The organism is Microbacterium marinilacus (assembly GCF_019753765.1).
GTDB classification, from domain to species: Bacteria; Actinomycetota; Actinomycetes; order Actinomycetales; family Microbacteriaceae; genus Microbacterium; species Microbacterium marinilacus.
The window spans coordinates 48,813-67,644 of the sequence record NZ_JAIJZW010000005.1 but is presented as its reverse complement, the minus strand read 5'-3'; the positions used below and the strand labels follow the sequence as shown (position 1 = coordinate 67,644).

General features: G+C 70.0%; 22 protein-coding genes. 1 reads left to right on the top strand and 21 read right to left on the bottom strand.

The genetic code is table 11. The features are described from left to right. Positions 1-34: 34 nt before the first annotated feature. From K5S26_RS09905 to K5S26_RS09865, 9 genes are all read right to left on the bottom strand, one after another. Complete coding sequence (locus K5S26_RS09905; protein ID WP_221857832.1) at positions 35-556, bottom strand: single-stranded DNA-binding protein; 522 nt, start codon at positions 554-556, stop codon at positions 35-37. A 70-nt stretch (positions 557-626) separates the two neighbouring features. Then, on the bottom strand, positions 627-2,408 hold the full coding sequence (locus K5S26_RS09900) for a type IV secretory system conjugative DNA transfer family protein (RefSeq protein WP_221857831.1): 1,782 nt from the start codon (positions 2,406-2,408) through the stop codon (positions 627-629). A gap of 98 nt (positions 2,409-2,506) precedes the next feature. Next, the gene (locus K5S26_RS09895; protein ID WP_221857830.1) at positions 2,507-3,049 is read right to left on the bottom strand and encodes a hypothetical protein; all 543 of its coding nucleotides are present in this window, start codon (positions 3,047-3,049) and stop codon (positions 2,507-2,509) included. A gap of 52 nt (positions 3,050-3,101) precedes the next feature. Next, complete coding sequence (locus K5S26_RS09890) at positions 3,102-3,284, bottom strand: hypothetical protein (RefSeq protein WP_221857829.1); 183 nt, start codon at positions 3,282-3,284, stop codon at positions 3,102-3,104. Next, a complete protein-coding gene (locus K5S26_RS09885) occupies positions 3,285-3,566 on the bottom strand; it encodes a hypothetical protein (protein ID WP_221857828.1) in 282 nt (93 codons plus the stop codon). Between the two features lie 64 nt (positions 3,567-3,630). After that, positions 3,631-5,154, bottom strand: a complete 1,524-nt coding sequence (locus tag K5S26_RS09880; protein ID WP_221857827.1) for a putative type IV secretion/conjugal transfer ATPase — start codon at positions 5,152-5,154, stop codon at positions 3,631-3,633. Between the two features lie 78 nt (positions 5,155-5,232). Beyond that, positions 5,233-6,693 carry an SCO6880 family protein gene (locus K5S26_RS09875; protein ID WP_221857826.1) on the bottom strand — a complete coding sequence of 487 codons (1,461 nt, stop codon included), beginning with the start codon at positions 6,691-6,693 and terminating at the stop codon, positions 5,233-5,235. A gap of 142 nt (positions 6,694-6,835) precedes the next feature. Next, on the bottom strand, positions 6,836-8,356 hold the full coding sequence (locus K5S26_RS09870; RefSeq protein ID WP_221857825.1) for a TrbL/VirB6 family protein: 1,521 nt from the start codon (positions 8,354-8,356) through the stop codon (positions 6,836-6,838). A 33-nt stretch (positions 8,357-8,389) separates the two neighbouring features. Continuing rightward, positions 8,390-8,731 carry a DUF6112 family protein gene (locus K5S26_RS09865; protein ID WP_221857824.1) on the bottom strand — a complete coding sequence of 114 codons (342 nt, stop codon included), beginning with the start codon at positions 8,729-8,731 and terminating at the stop codon, positions 8,390-8,392. A 329-nt stretch (positions 8,732-9,060) separates the two neighbouring features. Here K5S26_RS09865 and K5S26_RS09860 point away from each other — a divergent pair, with 329 nt between their 5' ends. Further along, a complete protein-coding gene (locus K5S26_RS09860; RefSeq protein ID WP_221857823.1) occupies positions 9,061-9,411 on the top strand; it encodes a DUF6907 domain-containing protein in 351 nt (116 codons plus the stop codon). A gap of 49 nt (positions 9,412-9,460) precedes the next feature. Here K5S26_RS09860 and K5S26_RS09855 read toward each other — a convergent pair whose 3' ends face one another. The 12 genes from K5S26_RS09855 to K5S26_RS09800 form a co-directional block, all read right to left on the bottom strand. Continuing rightward, positions 9,461-9,757 (bottom strand): DUF6112 family protein, encoded by a 297-nt coding sequence (locus tag K5S26_RS09855; RefSeq protein ID WP_221857822.1) that lies wholly within the window; start codon positions 9,755-9,757, stop codon positions 9,461-9,463. 76 nt (positions 9,758-9,833) lie between these two features. Further along, on the bottom strand, positions 9,834-10,997 hold the full coding sequence (locus K5S26_RS09850; protein WP_308122879.1) for a M23 family metallopeptidase: 1,164 nt from the start codon (positions 10,995-10,997) through the stop codon (positions 9,834-9,836). A 13-nt stretch (positions 10,998-11,010) separates the two neighbouring features. Then, complete coding sequence (locus K5S26_RS09845) at positions 11,011-11,700, bottom strand: hypothetical protein (RefSeq protein WP_221857821.1); 690 nt, start codon at positions 11,698-11,700, stop codon at positions 11,011-11,013. A gap of 39 nt (positions 11,701-11,739) precedes the next feature. Beyond that, positions 11,740-12,228, bottom strand: a complete 489-nt coding sequence (locus tag K5S26_RS09840) for a hypothetical protein (protein WP_221857820.1) — start codon at positions 12,226-12,228, stop codon at positions 11,740-11,742. After that, positions 12,215-13,333: a ParB N-terminal domain-containing protein gene (locus tag K5S26_RS09835; RefSeq protein ID WP_221857819.1), complete on the bottom strand. Its 1,119-nt coding sequence runs from the start codon at positions 13,331-13,333 to the stop codon at positions 12,215-12,217. Before K5S26_RS09835 ends, K5S26_RS09840 begins: the two co-directional genes overlap by 14 nt. Then, the gene (locus K5S26_RS09830) at positions 13,330-14,160 is read right to left on the bottom strand and encodes a hypothetical protein (protein ID WP_221857818.1); all 831 of its coding nucleotides are present in this window, start codon (positions 14,158-14,160) and stop codon (positions 13,330-13,332) included. The genes K5S26_RS09835 and K5S26_RS09830 overlap by 4 nt, the downstream gene beginning before the upstream one ends. 251 nt (positions 14,161-14,411) lie before the next feature. Continuing rightward, a complete protein-coding gene (locus tag K5S26_RS09825; protein WP_221857817.1) occupies positions 14,412-14,849 on the bottom strand; it encodes a hypothetical protein in 438 nt (145 codons plus the stop codon). After that, complete coding sequence (locus K5S26_RS09820) at positions 14,842-15,624, bottom strand: DUF2637 domain-containing protein (protein WP_221857816.1); 783 nt, start codon at positions 15,622-15,624, stop codon at positions 14,842-14,844. Before K5S26_RS09820 ends, K5S26_RS09825 begins: the two co-directional genes overlap by 8 nt. Continuing rightward, positions 15,621-16,514 (bottom strand): bifunctional DNA primase/polymerase, encoded by an 894-nt coding sequence (locus K5S26_RS09815; protein WP_221857815.1) that lies wholly within the window; start codon positions 16,512-16,514, stop codon positions 15,621-15,623. Before K5S26_RS09815 ends, K5S26_RS09820 begins: the two co-directional genes overlap by 4 nt. A gap of 249 nt (positions 16,515-16,763) precedes the next feature. Continuing rightward, on the bottom strand, positions 16,764-18,119 hold the full coding sequence (locus K5S26_RS09810) for a hypothetical protein (protein ID WP_221857814.1): 1,356 nt from the start codon (positions 18,117-18,119) through the stop codon (positions 16,764-16,766). Positions 18,120-18,323: 204 nt separating this feature from the next. Continuing rightward, the gene (locus tag K5S26_RS09805; RefSeq protein WP_221857813.1) at positions 18,324-18,470 is read right to left on the bottom strand and encodes a hypothetical protein; all 147 of its coding nucleotides are present in this window, start codon (positions 18,468-18,470) and stop codon (positions 18,324-18,326) included. Further along, positions 18,467-18,811, bottom strand: coding sequence for a hypothetical protein (locus tag K5S26_RS09800; protein ID WP_221857812.1), 345 nt, complete (start codon positions 18,809-18,811; stop codon positions 18,467-18,469). Before K5S26_RS09800 ends, K5S26_RS09805 begins: the two co-directional genes overlap by 4 nt. Positions 18,812-18,832 lie beyond the last annotated feature (21 nt).

Here is an 18,832-nt window from a genome sequence, read left to right as displayed (position 1 = left end):
GTGGAGGCGGTGGGCTGGTCGCCGCACCCGCGGCTTATCGGGTGACGGCTTCTCGCTGCACGCTGGTCGTGCTCGCGGAGGGCTCCGGGTCGGGTTCCAGCGCCGCCTCGCGCGCTGCGACCGCCTGCTGAGCCGTCTCCCGCGCGGCCGGCTCACGGGAGGTCTCCTCCCGGGCCGGGGTCTCCCGGTCGGCGGCGTCGCGCTGGGGCGGGGTGCGGTCGACGCTGTAGCGGGTGATGTTGTTGTCGTGCCCGATGCGGGAGGCGACGAACTGCTCGCGTTCGGCGCCGTCCTGCCCGGTGTAGGTGCGGCTCTCGCCCTCGGCGATGAAGTTGTCGCCCTTGCGGAACTGGTCGTGGGCGCGCTCGGCGGACTTGCGGAACATCACCAGGTCCGTGAACGTCGGGTCCAGCTGCGTGAACGTGCCGTCCTCTTCGAACTTCACCTGGGGCTGCCCGACCCGCAGATACAGGCGGGCGTCGCCTCTGCTGGTGAATGTCAGCTCAGGGTCGGAAGCGACGAACCCCGAGAGGGATTCCTTCGTGCGGATCACCATGACTGTTCTCCTTCGGTCACGCCCGCCCGGCGGGGCGGGGCTAACCGACAGGTACGAACCCCGCGCCGCGCTACTCCGCGGCCGGGACCGTGCCGGCCTGGAGGGCCTTCTCGATCTCGCCCCGTTGCGCCTTCAGCGCGGTCGCGTCGCGCCGGGCGGGCCAGGGGCGGAGCCTCATGATGATGGGGCGTGCGGTGCGGAGCATCACGACCCCGGTGCCGAACGGGAGGGTGCGGAGGACGTCCGGCGGGAGCACCGGCACCCGCCGGATCGACCGCTGGCTTGAGTGCGCCCCGTGCGCGTCGGTGGTGACGGAGTCGGTGGTCTCGTCGCGGTCCCCGATCAGGGTGGACAGGTCCTGGAGGTCGCGGGAGTTGGAGGCGCCGCCGAGGATGATCTTCACGATGGAGGCGTCCCAGATCGCGTTCGCTTGGTTCTCGCCCCACTTCTCTCGCGCTTGCGCGAGGGACTGCAGTACCGGCAGCGGGGTGATGCCGGTGCCGCCGCCTTCGGCCATCAAGGTTGGAAGCGACGGGAGCGGGGCGAGGTTTCCGATCTCGTCCAGGGCGAGCAGCAGCGGCGGGTCCATCCGCGATCCCGGGGATTGGGCGGCGATCTTCCGGGCGGTCTCGACGAGGTCTTCGATGAGCGCCGCCACGAGCGCCGACGACGCTCCCGCGCCCGCCCCGGTGGCGAGGAGGTAGAGCGTGCCGTTGCCGAGGAGGAACGTCTCCGGATCGAACTCTTCACCTGGTGCGGGGGAGACGGCGTCGAGGACGCGGGGGTCGGCCAGCGCCGCGAAGGCGAGGGAGACGCCCTGCCAGATCGAGTCCCGGGTGCGCGGGTCGGCCTGCACCATCGCATCCAGCGAATCCGCCCAGCCCTCGGCGGCGTCGGGGTGGGAGGAGAGGATGCGGACGGCGTCGGCGGCGAGCGTCGGGTTGAGCGCCCACTGGTAGAGGGTCTTCGCGTCCCGCCCGTCGAGGGCAGCGGCGTGGAGGAGCGCTTGGATCGCGGCGGTGGTCTTGCCTTCCCAGAACCCGGCGTCCTGCACGCCGCCGAATCCGGTTGCGGTCGCCAGGCCTTTCGCGCGGATCATCGCCGTCAGCGGGTTCTGGCAGCCCCGCACCGGCGACCACCGCATCCCCGCCCGCAGCCCGGGCGCGAGGTGCTGCGGATCGAACACCGCCGCCGTCCCCTTCTCCTGTCGGGCTTTGAGCGTCGCGGTGAGGTTGTCGGGGCGGGTGGAGGTCGTGATCACCGCGCCGGGAGCATCCAAGATGGCGTTGATCACCACATGCAGGCCCTTGCCCGAGCGGGGCGGGCCGATGAGCAGGATCGAGTCCTCGACCGTCGCCCACACCTGCCCGCCCTTCGACGTCCCCAGTAGATACCCGACCTCCTCCGGCCGCGCCTTTCCACCCCCGAGGGAGGGCCGCAACGTCGCAGCCTTCTTCACCAACGCCTTCGGGGACGCGACCGCGGCAGCCTCCGCACCGGTTGCGGTCCCGGCGAGCCGATGAGGATCGGCCCGGCCCCTGCCTGCCAGGACCGCACGAGCGACGAAGACCAGCGCCGTGGCGAGGGCGGCGAGGAAGACGGCGACGACGAGCCAGTACAGGAACGGGTTCAAGCCCGTAGCCCCCAACGCGGCCCCGGGATCGAGGGGCGTGGCGAGAACGGCGATGCCGGAGCTGACACCGCCGGTCGGCTGCGGGAGCCCGGTGAGGAACGCCGTCACCGAACCCGCGACGCGGAGGAGACCGGCGACGCAGACGGCGGTGACGATCGCGCCGAGGGCGAGGTTGATGAACAGATCGTTGGCGGGCTTCGCCTGCGCCGGGCCAGACATGGAGGGCACCTTCCTACCCCGCACGCGTCGGTGGTGCGCGGCGAGAGACAGGTGCGTCCGACAACGCGTTCAGGAATCGTCGCCGGCCGGTGCCGGGGTCAGTCGGTGCGGTGGATCGAGAGAGTCTCGGAGATCCGCCCGAGCAGGATCAGCTCCCCGGGCCGGTCTGGGAGTTCTGCCCGGTCGAGGAGGGCTCGAGCGCGGCCCGTGTGGTCGGCGGACGTGTGGCGGACGATCATCGCGATCGCGACGTCCTCACCGGGCACGTACCCGTCCGCGGTGAATTCCGCGAGCGCCGGTAGCGACCGCCGCGTCGTATCCGACTCGCCGGTCGCCGGATCGTCAGCAGCGGGCGGGGGCGGGGTGAGGATGTCGGCGTGGACGGTGCCGTCCAGTTCCCGTACCTCCACCCGCGTCGGTGTTCCGAGGCGAGCGACGAGCTCGGTGACCGTCTTGGGCACCTCGGCGCGCGCGATCGGGGCGGCGGTGATCTTATCGCCGTTCACGGTCGCGATCAGCGTGTCCGCGCTGACCGCCTCGAGAACGATCTGCGGCAGCACCGCCGGCACCACCCTGGCCGATCCAGCACGGGCGGCGCCGTGTCGGCGCAGCCGCCGAGGATGATCCTGCTGCTCGCTCACGCGGTCGCCTCGTCGGTTCCAGCGACGGATGGTGAGGATGTTGTTCTGTGGCTCATGCCAGCCAGGTACGCCCCGGATCCTGCCGCCCGGTCTGCTCCGCGACGGGCGGATCCGGCGTGAGGGACTCTTCACGCGCCAGCACGTCGTGCAGGGCTTGCGCCCATGCTTCCGCGATCGTCAGCAGCTCCCGATAGTCCTGCGAGGCGATCTCGCCTTCGCCGTGCGGCACCCACATCTACGAGCCGCCCGATTGCGGAAGGTACGCCTCGGCCACCCACGTCCACGACGTCGGCACCCGGTCCTCGTCGGACCAGTCGACCCCGAGCGGATACTGCTCCTCGATCGCGAACCGAGGAGACGAGCCTTCCACGGGGTAGAGGACGAAGTGCCCGCCGCCGAAGGTCAGCGGGTCCTCGTAGAAGAACAGCACATGCTCGTCGAACTGCTTCTCGATGCGGTGCAGACCCTCGTCGAGCGCCATCATGTTCCGCGTCAGCTCCGCCTCACTCAGCACCACGGGCGCACCTCCTCGGGCGAGAACAGGCCGGATTTCTGGTGTGAAACGTGTGCGAGGCGCGCGCTCATAAAAGCTCCCTTTCCGGGGCTTTTGCGGCGTGTTTCCGCGGGATCTCGCCCATGCGCTGGGTCGTGTCGAAGGCTCGCAACTCCTCGGGATGCAGCTGGTGCTGGACCACGTAGCTGGACTCCTTGATCCGCCACAGCCCCTGCCCCGTCCCCAGCGTCGGCAGAAGCTTCTGCTCGGTGCCGGTCAGGCCGAGCGTCTTCGCTGTCGTCCCGATCTGATCCGACTCTTGCCGGTAGATGATCCGCGACTCTGCATTCGCCAACAACGAGTTGGCGAGGCTGCGCATGGCGGAGCCGGAGTCGCCGACGTTGTCGAGGTCGGTGAGCTTGTGGAAGATCAACAGGTTCGCGATGCCGTAGTGGCGGGCGAGCCGCCAGTGCGCGTCCATCCGCTTCAGCAGGGCCGGGTGGGACATGAGCCGCCAGGCCTCGTCGTACACGACCCACCGTTGCCCGCCGTTCGGGTCCAGGAGCGCGGATTCCATCCACGCGGACGAGCAGGTCATGAGCACGCTGATCAACGTGGAGTTCTCCACGACCCGGGACAGGTCGAGGGTGATCATCGGCAACGACGGGTCGAACGACACCGTGCTGGGCCCGTCGAAGAGGCCGGCGAGGTCGCCGGCGACCAGGCGCCGCAGGGCGTGGCCGACCATGCGGCCATCTTCGGCGAGCCGCCCGTCGCCGCCGGGGTCGGGGGTGAGGATGCGGTCGACGACCATCGGCAGGATCGGCACCGCCGCCGTCGACACGACAGCTTGCAGGGCGATGTCGATGACCGTGTGCTCCAACGGCGACAACGCCCGCTCCAGCACCGTCTCGGCGAGGGCGCCGATCAGGTCGCGGCGGCGCGCGGCGACGGTCGACGCCCATTCGACGTCGGAGAGCCCGGCGGGCCGGTAGCCCTCATCCAGCGGGTTGAGGCGGTTGCGGAGCCCGTGGCCGAGGACGATCGCCTTCCCACCGACGGCCTCAGCGACCGGCGTATGCTCACCCTTCGGGTCGCCGGGGACGTACACGCGCCGCCCAAACGGAATCGACCGCGTGTACAGACTCTTTGCGAGCGATGACTTCCCTGAGCCGACGATGCCAGCGAGCACCAGGTTCGGGGCGGTGATGACGCCCCGCTGGTACAACCGCCACGGGTCGTACACGAACGACCCGCCCGAGTACATGTCCTGCCCGACGAACACCCCCTGCGACCCGAGGCCCCCTTCTGCGAGGAACGGATACGCGCCCCGCAGTGCCGCGGAGGTGTCCTGATGCGCCGGCACCCGGAACGGCCGGTACGACCGCAACGCCGCCTTCCCCGGCTCGCCGCCCGGCGGGAGGTAGAGGGTGGAGCGGGCTTCGGCGCGCTCCGCGTTCGCCCGCTCCCGAGCTTGCTGGCGCTGGGTGGCGTGGTCGCGGGCGACGACCTGGCGGGCGGCGCGTTCGCGCGCCTTGCGGGCGCGTTTCTCGGTGCCGTCCTCGACCAGCACCGTCGAATACAACCGCTTCTTCGAACCATCGGTTCCCATGCGCAGGCACCTTCCTGTGAACGAACGTGGGCACCTGTCAGGTACGGCCATCAGGCGCTCGCTGTCGGGCCTGGCGGCTCAGATCCCGCGGCACAGGGGCAGCGCTGCGGCGACGAACGCTTGCGCCTGCTGCCCGACGAGACGCCTGGTCTCGCAGGAGGCCTGGATCGCGGCCTGCTCGATCGCCGCGACCGCCGTCTCGAGCTCCTCGCTGGTGGGAGCGGAGACGGCGAGGAGGCCGGTGTAACGAAGCACGCCGTGGCCGCTGGTGAGGTCGGCTTCCTGCTGCAGCACGTCCTGGTACTCGGCGGTCTGCTGCGCGTCCTCGATCTGCCCGACCTTCTGCCGCTGCGCGGCGTCGCTGATGTATTCGGTTTTCTTCTTGCGGATGTCGCGGGCGGCCTGGTCGGAGCGGATCGGGTCGCATAGCAGCGTGAACGCCCGCCGGATCCCGGAACTCAGCAGCAGCGGGGCGAGGAACCCCGGGTAGACGAGCGCGCGCGGCCACTCGCTGATCCACAACACCACGTGATGCGCGGAGTCCGAGCGCAGCCCGTCCCAGGTCTCCTCCACGGCGACGGGGCCTGCGGCGGCGAGGTCCTTGCCGATCTCTCCGGACCGTTCGAGGGTGGCGGCGATGGCGGGGTCGTAGGCGGAGCGGAGGATGATCGCCAGCTGCCCGGGCGTGTACCAGTCGGAGGGTTTGAGGTCGGCGGTGCGCAGCGCGGTGGTGAGGGTGTCCATCTCCTGTCGCAGCACGGCGGCTGCGCCTTTGTGGCCGCCGCCGGCGGCGCGGATCGGCCGGGTGGCTGTGCGCATGTCGAGGGAGAGGGAGATCGTGGAGATGTGGCGTTCCCCGGTGGGGCCTGCCCGGTCGATGAGCTCGCGGTAGGTGCGGGCGACCCAGGAGTCGTCGTCGGTGCCCTGCTCCGCCCACCATTGCGCCAGCCCCTGCCCGGAGTCGGGGATGGTGCGTTCGAGGACCTGCAGGCGGGCGATGCGGGTGGACCGGCACGCGGTGGACAGCACCCGGCCCCAGGCGTGGACGCGTCGTTCCTGCTCACCGGGGTCAAGGAGGATGAAGGACGGATGCGTCACCTCCACCAGCACGGTCAGCGTCTGCGCGTGCGTGTCATGGACCATGACCGCCCCCGTCTCGGGGTCCTCGTACTGCCGAAGTGGCGCCGCATCCCCGGGAAGCGCGAGCGTCCCCGCCGGCCGGGGCTTGACGATGCGACGCCGGTACCGGGTCTGCCCGAGGAACGACCGCAACACCCAGTGGAGGCTGATCGGCACCCACTCGACGAGCTTGCGCCCGCCGACGCCCGCCCAGGTGAGCGCGAGCGCGGTGCCCCAAACGGGTGACGTGTAGAGCGCGGCGGGGCCACCCGCGTAGAGGGAAGCAACGAACACGGCGACCGCGACGGCGAGGGCGATCACCTGCGGCAGAGACAGCCCGAGGATGATGCCGCGCTTGGTGAGGCGGGAGAACTTCACCGGGGACAGCTCGAACTCGTTCGCGGGAGATGCAGTGGCCATGAGCGCTCCTGGAATGGCAAAGACAACGGGTCGCCAGTCAGGTACGCGCCCCGGGAATGGCCGTGGGCGGCAGCACGCGATCGTGCTGCCGCCCACACCGACGGGACTGTCATCACCTCCCTTCTGCTGACGTGCTGCAGCCCTATGGCTTCGGTTCCGGAGGCAGCGGGGGCTTCGGCGCCCCGCCATCACCCCGCGGGGGCGGCTTCGGAGACGACGGTGGAGGCGGAGACGACGGCGGCGTCGACGCCGGCGACGGTGCCTGTGCGGCGTCGGCTGGCGGTGGACTGCTCGGCGGTGTCGGCCGAGCAGGCTGGTTCCCGGGAGTGTTCGGTGGCGGTGCCTGGCCGTCGGAGGCGGCGTCGGCGTGGCCTTCTGCGGCCTGTCCGATCGCGTTCCCGGCCTTCGGTCCCGCCTCCGCAGCACCCTTGACGACCGTCGCGCCGCCGACCACCGCGAGCCCGACCGGCCCGGCCGCAGCTCCCGCACCGGCAGCCCCGGCACCACCCGCGGCCGCACCACCACCTGCCGCACCGGCCGCGCCTCCGCTGCCCGCCGCCGCGGTGCCACTCGCGCCCGTACCGCCGGCGCCGGCGGATGCGGGTGCTGGACCGCCCGGCTGAGATGGTGGCGGGGGTGTGTCACCGCCTCCGCCGCCGTTGTTCCCGCCCGGCGGATTGCCGTCGCCGGACCCGTCGAGGACCTTCTTCGGGCCGTCCCCGTCGGGTTTGGTCGGCAGGGGCATGGGTCGGTTCATGGACTGTTTGGCTTCCTGCTCGGCGGACATGACCTGGTGCAGGTCGAAGCCGACGAAGCTGATGAACTTGTAGACCATGTACGGCGCAAACGCGGCGACGAACATCAGCACGATGCCCGCGACCGGGTCGGCGATCGAGGCCAGGTCGAGGTCGATCGGGGCGTTGACCTGGTTGATCGCGACGAGGAACACGACCACGATCACCAGCTTCGAGAAGATCAGGGCGAGCACGAACGACGCCCACTTCCCGAACCAGCCCCGGGTCGCATCCCACGACCCGCCGGCCAGGGCGATCGGCGCCATCACGACCGCGACGAGGATCAACGCTTTGCGGATCAGCAGGCTGAACCACACAATCGCCGCCGCGCAGATCGCGAGGAAGCTGAGGAAGATCGTGATGATCGCCCCCGCCCCGGGTGCGGTCAGGTTAATGGCGGTGAGCCCGGCGATGAGGACGCCGATCTTCCCGCCCATCTCCTCCAGCGTGGTCCCGGTCGCCTGGATCACCCCGATGGTGAGCTGGTCGACGACCTCAAGGAGCGTCGCGGTCAGCGTGATCACCAGAAAGCACCCGAGCACGCTCTTGGCGAGCCCGATCCCGGCACGGGAGAGCGAACCGGGGTCGCGATGGATGAGACCCGTGATGAGCTGGAGGCAGAAGAAGATCAGCATGAGGAAGATGCCGATCCCGAAGATCACGTTGTACACGCCGATGTAGCCCGCGTCGGTCAGGTCGACGAGCGTTGTCGTGTCGAACAGCCACCATACGCCCTGGAACAGCCAGGATGCGGCATGGCCGATGGCCTGGGCGAGCCAGTCGAACGGGGCGCTGATGAGGGTGGCTGCGCCTTCGCCGACGGTGTCGCAGACGTTGCTGATGATGGGGACGTCACAGATGCCAGCCACGTCACCCCTCCCTTCCCGAGGTCGCGGTGGTGGTCAGGAGACGGTCTGGCCGACGTTCCAGAAGAAGGTGATCAGCGTCACGGACGCGCCGGTGATGATCGCCGCAGCGCAGGAGACGAGTACGCCGATCTTGCCGCGGGAGGCGAGGTGCGGGTTGGAGGAGTTCGCGCCGAACCCCCACACGATTGCGCTGACGATCAGCGCCAAGACACTGAGGATGAGGCCGATCGTCATCACGGCGCCGACGATGGTGCGGAGTGCCGCGATCCCGGGCAGGCCCGAGTCGTTCGGGGTGACGTCGATCTCCGCGGAGACGAGCCCGCTCGCGGCGGCGACGGTCAAGGTGGTGGTGAGGATGTCGAGGACGGCAGACATGGCGGCTCCTTCACAGGCGACCCCTCCCCGGGACGGGAAGCGGTCACCTGGACAGGTGCGACGCGCGATCCCCACGCACTTTGGCGGGGTCGGGCGGTCTGCGGGGGTTAGCGGCCGCGGCCGCGGTCGCGCCGGGCGCCGGCCAGGCGGGTGACCAGGTCTCCCGGTCGGCTGCTTCGAACAGTTCCGTCGGTGAGGCGTTGCTCGATCTGCTCGGCGGTGGCAGTACATGTGTTCGCCGGTTGCGAAGCTGCTAGCTTCATCGCCGGACTCCGGGCTGTGTTGTGTTCTCCCGGAGACATCGTGCGTCCGGGAGATAAGGAGACAACGTGTCCAACGAACATCCTGAACGGCTCACCGAACACTGCCCGGCATGGTGTGACGGCCAGCACGACGAGCAACGGCTCCTCGAAGACCAGCGCCATCACAGCGAGTACGAGATCGCCGCGGTGATCCAGCACCGTCAACGCATCCCCGGGGCAGACACAGCCCCCGATGAGGTGGAAGCCGATGAGCTCAACATCGTCGCGTACCGGGACGTGGATGCGAGGGAGACCTGGGTGGTGATCGCAAACGACCGCCAACATGTCGAAGTCACCGCCGAAAGCGCGGCCCGCGTACACGTGGCCCTCGGGCAGCTGCTCAAGCGGATCACAGCGCCCACCGGGACCGTTCCCTGACTGTGGGCCTGAGCTTTCACCCGCGCGCAGCGACGCACGTGACCCGATGTCAGAGAGTGTCTCCCAGGCCCAGCAGGAAGTTCATCCACGTCACGCCCGCACCGGCAAGCGCGGCTGCTCCCAGCGCGACGAACACGCCGGTCTTGCCACGGGCCGCGACCTGGGGGTTGGCGTGGGCAGAGGCGATGGCCCAGACGATCGCGGAGACGATGAGCATCAGCACCGCGACGACCAGCACGAACGTCAACAGGGCGCCGACGATTGAAATCAGTGTGTCCTTGCCACCGACTCCGCTGAGATCCGGGTAGACGTTCTCGGCGAGGATGAGCGTCGTGAGGCGATGCATGAGCGGGGCTCCTGACACGTGAAAGGCGGGCGGGCACCTCTCAGGTGCGCCGCTCGCACGCCTGCATTGAGTGGGGTTAGGCGGCGCAGGACGGTCCGCCACCGGTGGGCGTGTCGACGCCGTCGACGTCGTGTTCGGCGAGCCAGGGCTCGGGGTCGACCGCGGGCTGGTCGGCGCCGCCTGGGTGGACTTGGAAGTGCAGGTGGGGGCCGGTGGATTGTCCGCTGCTGCCGACGTCGCCGATGTGCTGCCCGGCGATCACCCGGTCGCCGGCCTTCACGTGGATGCCGTGGGCCCACATGTGGATGTACTTGGTCGCGACGGGTTGCCCGTCGATGGTGTGCTCGATCGTGATCTGCCCCGACGTGCCGCCGACCATGCCGGCGTAGGTGACGACTCCGTCGGCGAGGGAGAAGATCTCCGTGCCGTTGGGGGCTGCCCAGTCGGTGCCGGCGTGCAGACGGGATCCACCGGTGATCGGATGGATACGCGGACCGAAGGAGGAGGTCTTGACGTACGTGCCGGTGGGGAGAGGGAAGACCAGGCCGCTGGTCTCGGGGATACCGCGCTCGTCGTTACCGCCGCCGGTTCCGGCGCTGGTGGTGAGGGCATCGAGGATCGTTCGGGCGACGGGCTCGTAGTTGTCGTACCGGTCCGGGTGCGCGGAGACCTCGACGGACTGCGCGGCCTCGCCCTTACCCAGTTGTTCCCACCCGGGAATATCGAGCAGGCCCCGGGGGGAACCCCGGTTCGGGCCGTCGGGGCCGCCGTAGAACGCCTCAGCTTGATAGGTGGCGTCCATCAGCTCCTCGACGGTGCCCCACCCTGACTGCGGGCGCATCTGGAACAGTCCGAGGCTGTCGTGGTCGGAGCCGTTGCCATCGTTGGGGTAGTCGTCGGACTCCGGGTAGGTGCCGGCGTTCGCCAGATGCCGCAGTGTCGACTCCGTCAGCGCCGCCATCAGCGCGATGAGGATCCCGTCCCGCCCCACCCCGGGTGTTGCCGCTCCCGTGGTGATGATGGTGGCGGCGTGGGTGAGCTGCGTGTGGTTCAGCGTGAACGTGTCGCCGCCGGCGGTGGTGACCTCGAGCTCGTCCGGCACCGGCCCGACATGCACATCCGACACGACACACGCCGCCTGACTCGTCACCGCGGGGTTCATGACCACGCCGACGGTGAGCAGACCCAACATCGGGGCGAGCAAGACCCCGACGATCCCCAGTGCGAGGAACTTCTTCACGTCAGCGCCCTTCTCAGCGGAGGGGGTTGTCGAGCTGGGACAGGCGCAGCAGATGACACCGGTCGAACACGGGCTCGCACGCAACGAACACGGTGAACGCGACCTCGTGGCGGCTTTCGACGGGGTCGTCGTACCAGACGCCTTCCCGGTTCCGGGTGCCCTCGATCGTGTACGCGATCGTGCCGTCTGCGATCTGACCGTTCGCCGCCGCGACCGCCTCGTCCCACTGCTCCGGCACGAAGACCCGATCGATCACAAGGGACTGCCGGGTGCGGTACTCGGCGAGGTCTCGCCAGGTCTCGCTCGTGGGGAAGTACCCGTCGAGGTCGGTGACCAGGCCGGGTGTCTCGGTGCTGGATGGATCGGCGTCGTCGATGAGCACGCCGCGGTGGTCGGCCGGGGTGTAGAGGGTGAAGGTGTCCCAGTCGAAGAGGGCATGCGCGACCGCCTCCGCATACTCCTCCGGGTCATCCGTCTCGGGCAGCCCCGCGAGCGCCTCGACGGTGGGCTGGCCGATCGAGCTCGGCACGGGAGGCGCGGGCACGGTACTCGTGAACGTCGGTGCTGGGGTCTGGTCGGGGCGGGCGACGAGGCCGTAGATGCCGATGCCGGCGAGGGTGAGGACGACCAGGGCGGTCGCGGTGAGGGTGATGATCAGTCGACGCCGGCGGCGCAGGCGGTCATCGGCGAGAGGTGACGACATGACGGGGTTCCTTCCCGGGAACGACGTAAGGGGCGCTGGTCACCCGATAGGTGCGCCACCCCTCACGCAGGTCCCTCGCTCACCTCGACATGCCGCCCCGCTGCCAGGGCCTTCCTCGCTGGGAGCCTGCTCCGGCGTCAGCGCGGCTTCTCGCTGCGCGATCATGCCGATGGGGTCCGCGGCCTGCTGCCACGCGATGGTCCCGTTCTCGGCCTGCGCCGCCATGACCAGGTCGGCGATCTGCCCGGCGCCGGCTGCCGCCATCAGCAACCAGCCCGCCGCCCTCTGGGCACTGTCATTCCCCGCTTCGCGGTCCCCGTCGTCGGTCGCCGCGAAACCACTGTGCTGCTGATGCCAGGTCGCGAGCTGCGACAGGCTCTGCTGGATCCGTGACAGCGTCAGGTGCACGGAGCCGAGGACGTGATAGGTGCTGTCGGGGACGTCGATGACGCGGGTCGCATACGCCAGAGCGCGGGCGGCCTCCTCGAGTTCGTCCGAATCCTGCTGCGGGTTCTCATACGTCGGCATCAGACGCCTTCTCTCTGTCCTCGCGTGCGGCGCGGGCATGGTCGAGGAAGCCCGCGGCCTCCGTGATGAAGGTCTCGACGAGCTCCCACTGCTCCTCGTCGGCGTACTTCCCGAAGTCGGCGGGGTCGTAACGGTCCCACCAGCCGTGCTCACGGCGCAGCAGGTCGACGAGCTTGCGGATCGCGTGCTTCTGGCGCAGCAGCGGATCCGCATCCTTCCACCCGGCCGGTCCCGCAGCGGCGGCGGCGTCGGCGCGCAGCTGGGTGAGCCGGCCGATCGCGCGGGTGGCTTCCTTCAACGCGTCCTTCGGATGCTCCTGCGTCTCCACCAGCGCGAGCTCGGACGCCGCCGCCGCGCGGACGGGGTCGGGCTCGTCCGGGTGCGTCGCCCACCGACGCAGCGTGTGGACCGCCTGCAGCAGCTTCACGCGCAGGAACCGGCCATTGACCTTCCCGTCCGCGTTCAGCTCCAGCAGCGCCTCGGCGGCCGCCTGCCGCACCTCCGGATGCTCCGCCTCGGACGCGGCGATCTGCTTCAGCTCGACGACCTGGTCGAGCATCCCGTGCGAGTCACGGCCTGTCACGGCCCTCGCCGCCTGCACCCGCGTCTTCTGCCCCTCACCCTTCGGCTGCGGTGGTGTCGAATCGACACCACCGTCACCCCCACCCGAGTCGCCGGGTGCGGGCCCGCCATTGCTGGCCGATTCGGACGGCGTGGTCGCGCCGAACTGGGTGGCTTCCTGCTTGCGGGCGTTCTCTTCCGCGTACAGCTCTTTCAGCTCGGCGTAGAGCTCCGCTTGCTCGAGCGGGGCGAGCATCTTGTGGAGGGTGTTCTCGTCCTGGATCGCCAGGACCATCGACAGCTTGTCCGACACCCCGGGGACGATCCACACGGGCACGGTGCGGTGCCCGAGGGTGCGCATGACGGCTAGGCGACGGTTGCCGGAGATGAGGACGTTGCCGGTGGTGATCACGATCGGTGAGAGCAGCCCGAACCGGCGGACCGACTCCGTCAGCTCCTCCAAGTCCCCGAGGTCGCGACGGTAGGAGTGGCCTTCCCGGATCTGATCGATCGCATGCTCCATCACCAGATGCCCACGACTCATGACGCGTCTCCATTCCGCTCCGACCTGTCAGGTACGTGCGCGCTCCGGCGGGACGCTGAAACGAGGTCGTCGTCGCGGAGCAGGTCGGCGACGTCGTCGCCGAGGAGCACGCGGGCGAACAGTCCGTAGTGGCCGGTGCGGCGGCGGCCGGTCTTCGTGCCGACGACCAGCCGCACGAGCGCCGCCCACGCTTCAGGGGTGTAGCCGAGACGGAGGGCGATGTGCAGGTCGCGGGAGACGACGTCCACGGCGGAGTCGCCGGAGGACAGGTCGGTGACGCGGTGGGCGATGTAGTCCACGGCCTGCTCGACGGGACGGGCGGGCCAGTCGGTGAGGACGAGGAACACGCAGGTCGCGCGGATCACCCGGTCCACCGAATGATCCCCCTCCGCCGCATCCGCGGCGGGCTCGTTGTGGGGGTGGATGTCGTAGAAGAACTCCTCGTAGTGCCCGGCACGCACCGGTTCCTCATCGGGGCGCCTCTCGGGGCGGCGGGCCTTGTCCTGGCTGGTCATGTTCCGGTCGGCGTGGACTTCCGCGGCGATCCCGAGCGCGACCGCGCGGGTGATCACCGCCCACGGGTCATCCGCTTTCACGGTGGTGCGCTTGCGCATCGCGATGAACGCCTCGTACGCGGCGTCCTCCGGGCTGCGATGCCAGGCCTTTGCGATCGGCTCGTACTTGCGGGTGGCGTAGGCCATCAGCTCCGCCGCGACTGGGCTGGTCGCCCACGCGTCGTGCTCGTTCAGTTCCCGCAGCAGCGCGCGCAGGCCCTCGCTGCTCGTGAAATCCGGGCCGGTATCTGGGCCCGATGGTGTGGGGTTCATCGTGACTCCCTGAAGATGAAGAATCCGTCGGTATCTGTGAGGTACGACACCCGTCCCGACACGACCCCTGCCCCGACCTCGCGCAGCGCGGGGCGGCTACGGGAGGGCAGGGAGGACTGTCAGACCGACCCTGGCTACGGTGGTCTGTGCGTGGTGCCGGCCGGTGCGACAGTGAGCACCAGGCGGCGGTTGGTGTGGTTACGGGTGGCGGATGTGCTCCGGCAGTCGGGTGCTGCCAGGACAAGGAGAGGTCACCGGCTCACCCCCGTCCTCCCGAGCGACCGCTCCTGCGTCGCCGGGCCCATCGTCGTGGCTTCTGGCTCGAGCTGCGCTTGTCGGCGGGCGAGCCGGTCCGCGAGGTTCGCGCGCAGCTCCCGCAGCTCCCGCAGCCCCTCCGCGACCGCGTCATGCAACTGCTGGTTCGCGGCGGCACCCCGGGCGAGCACGGCTGCGCCGGCCTGGGCTGCGAGGTCGGTCGGACGCACCCACCGCACCCCGGAGCGCTGCGCCACCTCCGGGACGTCGGTGGTCGTGGTGCTGGGGTCGCCGCGCGTCGCGAACGCCGACGCCCGCTCCGGATCACGCTCCGACGTGTGCTCGACGTCGTCCGGATCGCGGCGTTCGTCTGTCGTGCGGTCGAGGACCGGGTCGCGCGGATCGGGCTGGTTGGTTGTGGTGGGGTCAGTCATGGTCTGCTCCGTCCAGTTGACTCTCAGGTGCGTGCTCCCACCGGCCGACCGTCGTCGGATGCACCCCGAGCTCCGCCGCCACCGCACGACGCGACACCCCCCGCGCCCGCAACTCCCGTGCCCGCTCCTGCAGATGACGTCGCCCCGGCTTCCCCGACGTAACCGGCTCGGAATCCTCCGGCGAATCAACGAGCACGGCCGAGCTGTCTGCGCTCGTGTCCGCGAGCAGGGCACGATCCTGATCGTGTTCGTCGCCGCGCGAGATGGGCAGCACGCGGTCCGGGCGTGCCCGCACGGGCTCCGTCCTCTGCGTGCTGTTGCGGGTGAGTTCAACGGTGAGGTGGGTCATCGCCAGCAGCACCAGCGGCGGCACGGACGCGACCAGCGACGCGATCAGCGCCGGGACCTGGGTGTGGGCGGCGACGATGGCGTGGGTGATGTTCGCGGCGACCGACACCCCGGCGCCGGCGGCGAGCAGCAGCCACGCGAACCGGCGCGCGCGGCGGGCAGAGGTGCGCAGCGCGACGACGCTGATCGTCGCCTCGAGGATCACTCCGTCAACGATCAACGGCCACACCCACGCCTGCCCGACCGGGATCCCGGAGAGCACGGCGAGATCCCGGAGGGTCGTGAACGACAGCCAGAACGCCCCCAACGCCAGCAGCACCGTCCCGCCGACCGCGAGCACCACCACGCCCCGGGTCACTCCACCGCCGAATCCGCCCGTCGCGGGGACGGGGCTCTGCTCGGTCGGCTGCTGTCCGGGGGACGTCATCGCCCAGCCTCCAGCCCGGCGGTCGTCCTTCGGGAGGAGGAGACGGGGCCGCCGTTGCTGCCGGTGATGGTGCGGTGGGCGGAGTGGATCGTCGCGCGCGTCTCCGGCACCTCCAGCCCCGTCGACACCGCCGCGGGCTCCAGGGCGGTGGTCATTTCGTCTTCGCTGAGCCCGGCTTCGGCGAGGCGGCACGCGGCCCAGAACAGCCCGGCGTTCCGGTTGCCCTCCGGCAGCCGCGCCACCCATCCCGACAAGCGCTCGGTCAGTCGTTCATCGACGTCGTCGGCGCGGATCTGTCGCTGTGGGGTGGGTGGTGGTGTCGGGGTGAGGATGTCGCGGAGCGTGTCGGCATCGACCGGCCGCGGCCGCCGCCCGCGCGCGATCACCTCGTATGCCGAGGTCGTGCCGTCCAGGCCCCGGATGGTGGAGGGCGGGGCGATGATGTAGCCGCCGGTGCCACGGAAGTCCACATGCGCGGCCCCGCGCGACCACGAGCTCTGCGGGCGGTCGGGGGCGGCCGGGTAGTAGAGGTGCACGCCACCGGACGGGGAACGGACCGCCATACCCCATCCGTCGATCAGCCCGTCGCGCTGCAGCGCCCGCAGCACCGGGAACCCGTTGCCCACCCCGTGCACGTCCACGTCGACGACATCCACCCGGGTGCCGGTGAGCAGGGCGATGTTCGCCTCCGGCATCCACGACCACCACGACCGGATCCGCCTCGGATCGGTCGTCGCATCGTGGAACCCGCGCTTCGTCAGCGGGGTCTTCGCACCCGGCGCGCACGGGAACACCGCCACGCCCGCCGCCGCGTAGGCGAGCGCCGCATCGACGAGCGTTCCGGGGAGTGCGGCGGGCAGGGTCCAGCCGGTAGGGTCGGGACCGGTCATGAGCGGCACCTCCTTCCGGGACACGGCGCACGAGGGGCGGAATGCTCGTGCGCCGTGTCACCGGAAAGGTGCGGTGGCAGTGCTACCGACCCTGGCCGGATGCTGTCGGCTCACGAGCATTCCCGCCAGACGAGAGACCTCAACCCCTACCCGACGCGCACCTTGAGGCGCGAGCGGATCCCGGCAGGATGCGCGGGAACGTCGGGAACATGCGGGAAATCGTCAACTCCCGACCGACCCCGACGCCGCTCAGAATCGACGCCCGGGTGTCCCTCGTCCCGTCTCGGGAGGCTCCAGACCGTCGGGGCCTGCGCTGAGGTCACGTTCCCGTTCGGCGAGGAGCTCGCTGAGCAGTCCACCGCGCTCGAGCAGCGTCGGCGGCTCCACCGGCCCAGGGGTCAGCATGCCGGTGCGGCCGGTGCGGAGGACCGCCTGGTTGATCTGTGCGAGCACCTCGTCCGGGGTATGGCTCTCGGTGTGCTGTTCGAGGATGCGGGCGATCTCGTTCACGACCGTGCTGTCGCGCTCCGCCGGAGGGAACGCCGCCGACGCCGTCCGCTCGTGCCCGAAAGGGACAGGGCCGACGACGAGCCGGAACTCGCCATGCCCGTCCAACCCGGTCGCCGCGTACACGCCCGGGACGATCCACGCATGCGCCTCCGATGCCGGCCCCTCGTAGATCGGCGGCCCCACCGGGTCATCCGGATCCGTCACCTGCACGTCCGGGTCCGCAGCGAACAGCATCTCCTCCAGATGCTCCCGCACCGACCCGTCCAGCAGCCGCTCACCGGAGCCCGTCCTGTCCCGCTCGACGACCTCGCGCAGGGTCTGGATCGCGACCAGATCCGATACCCGCACCTGACGGAGCCGCTCACGCAAAGACGACGTCCGCGACCCGTCATCGTCGAGGAGATCCTGCAGGGCGCTCTCCCGACGACGGGAAGCGGCCTTGAAGTCCGCTTCCCACTGCACGTGATCCCACCGGTAGCGGGCGTCCTCGTACTCGCCCTCGTAGCTCGGGGACACGGTGACCAGGTAATCCTCTTTCCGCGGCTCCACCGGCAGCGGCTCCCGCTCCACCAGATCGATCAGCCCGCCGTGCACCCGCTCGGCGCGGTTGAGTCGCGCGAGCGTCTCTGGCAGGCGCGAGGCGGCCATGGCGAGGGCGAGGCGCTCGTCTCGCCACCGGTCGCGGGCATCCTCAAGACGATCGAAATCCACCGTCCCGTCCTCGACGCGGAAGTCATCCTCGGCTGGTTCGGGCGGGAACATCCCGGCGACGATCTCCGGGATCCCGGACTCCTCGAACGCCGACCACTCCACCGACGGCACCACCATCGCGGTCGCGCTGTGAACGGAGGCAGGTCGCGGGGTCCAGGAGCGGATGTGCGAGACATCGTCGCCGAAGTCCTCCCCGTAGACGCGGTCGCCGTCGGCGCGCAGCTGGTCCGGTGAGCCGGTGAGCTCTTCGATCAGCACCTCATTGACCAGATGCTCGGCTTCGGCGTCGGAGCGGGCGAGAACATCGAACTCGATCACCACGCGTCGCGGCTCGAGCGGCTCCGGCGTGTAGCCCAGGGGTGGAGCGGTCTCGTCAGCAGGCATGGCAGTGGGCTCTTTCTATCGGCGGGTGAGGCCTCATTCGCGGGGCGGAGGGCTCGGTGCGGGTGTGCGACCCGGGCAGCGACGAACGGTCGGAACCTGGGTTACCCGCAGGACGGGTGGATGGGAAAGGGACTCCGGTGAGGATGCGCGCTGGAGTCACAGATCTGCGTCGAATCGTCGCCTGCCGACTGCCGAGTCTGCGGTTCATCGCTCGAGTCCCGGCGGGTAGGACGCGCTGCTGGGCTGGTGGCTCGGGTCGTCCGACAGGACGGCGCGTTCCCGCTGCTGCAGGACGTGTTGGAGGTGCTGGTCGATCATCAGACCGTTCAGCCCGCCCGTGCTACCCGTCATCGGGACGCGGTAGAATGAGAACGCCGGGTACGGCGTCGATTGCTGCAGCGCATCGAGCCACGCGTCGACATCCTCCGGGGTTCGCCAGTCCTGTGGGGGTTCTGCGTTTCGACGAAGTCCGTCGCGCCCGCATACAAGTACGGGTCGGTGATCATCTCGTGGGTGGCCAGCACCGTCGCCCGCGCGACCACGACGGGGCTGCGATCCGCGATGACGGTCGGCTGGGCCTCGGGGTCGTCCGACCACACGATCACCGCGAAACTCAACGACCCTGCCGCACGATCGCGCAGATGGCTCCGCAGCCGCGAGTGAGGCGATTCGGGAGTGGGCTCGGTATCCATGGGCGGTCCTTCCGGTTCGAG

What these genes read in the sequence shown, in the direction of transcription:
- K5S26_RS09905 (WP_221857832.1), bottom strand. Translation starts at nt 556, where the DNA reads ATGGTGATCCGCACGAAGGAATCCCTCTCGGGGTTCGTCGCTTCCGAC.
- K5S26_RS09840 (WP_221857820.1), bottom strand. Translation starts at nt 12,228, where the DNA reads ATGCCGACGTATGAGAACCCGCAGCAGGATTCGGACGAACTCGAGGAG.
- K5S26_RS09835 (WP_221857819.1), bottom strand. Translation starts at nt 13,333, where the DNA reads ATGAGTCGTGGGCATCTGGTGATGGAGCATGCGATCGATCAGATCCGG.
- K5S26_RS09820 (WP_221857816.1), bottom strand. Translation starts at nt 15,624, where the DNA reads ATGACGTCCCCCGGACAGCAGCCGACCGAGCAGAGCCCCGTCCCCGCG.
- K5S26_RS09845 (WP_221857821.1), bottom strand. Translation starts at nt 11,700, where the DNA reads ATGTCGTCACCTCTCGCCGATGACCGCCTGCGCCGCCGGCGTCGACTG.
- K5S26_RS09890 (WP_221857829.1), bottom strand. Translation starts at nt 3,284, where the DNA reads ATGTGGGTGCCGCACGGCGAAGGCGAGATCGCCTCGCAGGACTATCGG.
- K5S26_RS09810 (WP_221857814.1), bottom strand. Translation starts at nt 18,119, where the DNA reads ATGCCTGCTGACGAGACCGCTCCACCCCTGGGCTACACGCCGGAGCCG.
- K5S26_RS09880 (WP_221857827.1), bottom strand. Translation starts at nt 5,154, where the DNA reads ATGGGAACCGATGGTTCGAAGAAGCGGTTGTATTCGACGGTGCTGGTC.
- K5S26_RS09900 (WP_221857831.1), bottom strand. Translation starts at nt 2,408, where the DNA reads ATGTCTGGCCCGGCGCAGGCGAAGCCCGCCAACGATCTGTTCATCAAC.
- K5S26_RS09815 (WP_221857815.1), bottom strand. Translation starts at nt 16,514, where the DNA reads ATGACCGGTCCCGACCCTACCGGCTGGACCCTGCCCGCCGCACTCCCC.
- K5S26_RS09800 (WP_221857812.1), bottom strand. Translation starts at nt 18,811, where the DNA reads ATGGATACCGAGCCCACTCCCGAATCGCCTCACTCGCGGCTGCGGAGC.
- K5S26_RS09805 (WP_221857813.1), bottom strand. Translation starts at nt 18,470, where the DNA reads ATGACGGGTAGCACGGGCGGGCTGAACGGTCTGATGATCGACCAGCAC.
- K5S26_RS09865 (WP_221857824.1), bottom strand. Translation starts at nt 8,731, where the DNA reads ATGTCTGCCGTCCTCGACATCCTCACCACCACCTTGACCGTCGCCGCC.
- K5S26_RS09855 (WP_221857822.1), bottom strand. Translation starts at nt 9,757, where the DNA reads ATGCATCGCCTCACGACGCTCATCCTCGCCGAGAACGTCTACCCGGAT.
- K5S26_RS09825 (WP_221857817.1), bottom strand. Translation starts at nt 14,849, where the DNA reads ATGACTGACCCCACCACAACCAACCAGCCCGATCCGCGCGACCCGGTC.
- K5S26_RS09830 (WP_221857818.1), bottom strand. Translation starts at nt 14,160, where the DNA reads ATGAACCCCACACCATCGGGCCCAGATACCGGCCCGGATTTCACGAGC.
- K5S26_RS09875 (WP_221857826.1), bottom strand. Translation starts at nt 6,693, where the DNA reads ATGGCCACTGCATCTCCCGCGAACGAGTTCGAGCTGTCCCCGGTGAAG.